Source organism: Actinoplanes sp. NPDC048791 (assembly GCF_040650095.1).
In the GTDB taxonomy this organism is placed as follows: domain Bacteria; phylum Actinomycetota; class Actinomycetes; order Mycobacteriales; family Micromonosporaceae; genus Actinoplanes.
The window spans coordinates 1-1,427 of the sequence record NZ_JBEZGQ010001544.1 but is presented as its reverse complement, the minus strand read 5'-3'; the positions used below and the strand labels follow the sequence as shown (position 1 = coordinate 1,427).

Genomic DNA, 1,427 nt, shown 5'->3' with positions numbered 1-1,427 from the left:
CCAGTGTCATGGGCACGGGCATCGTCGCCACGGCCGCGGCCGCACTGCCGCTGCAGGTGCCGGGGCTGCGGGCGCTCGCCACCGTGGTCTGGGCGCTGGCCTCGGTCCTGCTGGTCGTCCTGGTCACCGCCGCGGTCCGGCACCGGCGGGCGTACGCGGGGGACGTCGTCTCGGAACAGTTCTGGGGCGCGCCGCCGATGGCCCTGCTGACCGTCGGCGCGGGGACGTTGCTGCTGGGCCGGGACTGGATCGGCGAGTCCGCCGCCGTCGCGGTGGACGTGGTGCTCTGGACGGCCGGGACCCTGCTCGGGCTGGCGGTCGCTGTCGTGATCCCGTACCGGATGGTCACCCGGCACCGGCCGGGACCGGGCACGGCTTTCGGTGGCCGGCTCATGCCGGTCGTGTCGCCGATGGTGTCGGCGGCAACCGGCGCGCTGCTGGTGCCGCACGTTCCCTGGCCCGTCGAGCTGCTGGCGGCCTGCTACGCGATGGCCGGTCTGAGCCTGGTCGCGGCGGCGCTGGTGTTCGTCCGGCTCTGGCGCCGGCTCGTCTCGTACGGCCCCGGCGCGGCCCGGATGGTGCCGACGTGGTGGATCGTGCTCGGGCCGGTCGGTCAGTCGGTCACCGCCGTGCACCTGCTGGGCCGCGCCGCCGACGGTGTGCTGAGTGAGCCGTACGCCACCGCCGCGCAGGTGCTGGTGCTGCTCTACGGCGTACCGGCGCTCGGTTTTGCTCTGTGCTGGGCGGCCCTGGCCGCCGTGATCACCGTGCGCACCGCCCGGGCCGGGCTGCCGTTCTCGCTCACCTGGTGGAGCTTCACGTTCCCGGTCGGCACGGTCGTGACCGGCGCGAGCGGGCTCGCCACCCGCGTCCCGTCGGCCCTGCCGGCCGCCCTCGCCGTGGCGCTCTATGCGATGCTGCTGGCCGCCTGGTCGGTCGTCGCCGTCCGCACGCTGCGCGCGGTGCGCCGGGGTGAGCTCATCCGGCCGGCACCGCCCGCGTAGCCTCTGAGCAGGGCTGCGTCGAGATGAGTGAGGGAGTCGTTGGCCACGGACCTGCTCGCCGAGCTGGCCGGCGCACGCCGCCTGGCCGTTGCCCACGACCGGCCCGACCTCGCCGAACGGCTGGACCGCGCGACCGCCCAGCTGCAGCGCGGCGACGTCACCGTGGCGGTGGTGGGCGAGTTCAAGCAGGGCAAGAGCACGCTGGTCAACGCCCTGCTGCGCACCGACGTGTGCCCGGTGGACCCGGACGTCGTCACCGCCGTGCCGACCGTCCTGCGCTACGGCACCGAGCCCTCGGTCACCCTGCACGTGCCCGCCGAGGACGGCTCAGTGGATGCCGTCACCGTGCCGTTCGACCAGCTCAGCGGGCATGTCACCGGCGCGGCTCCGGCGGCCGGGGCGCGGGCGCCGCGCAGCGTGGAG

The 1,427-nt window shown here is 75.3% G+C and carries 2 protein-coding genes; both read left to right on the top strand.

All coding sequences use genetic code 11. From position 1 onward, the window contains the following. On the top strand, positions 1 to 1,004 hold a 1,004-nt coding region (locus tag AB0C29_RS48325), incomplete at its 5' end, for a TDT family transporter (protein WP_360835095.1). Between the two features lie 39 nt (positions 1,005 to 1,043). Then, on the top strand, positions 1,044 to 1,427 hold a 384-nt coding region (locus AB0C29_RS48320), incomplete at its 3' end, for a dynamin family protein (RefSeq protein ID WP_360835093.1).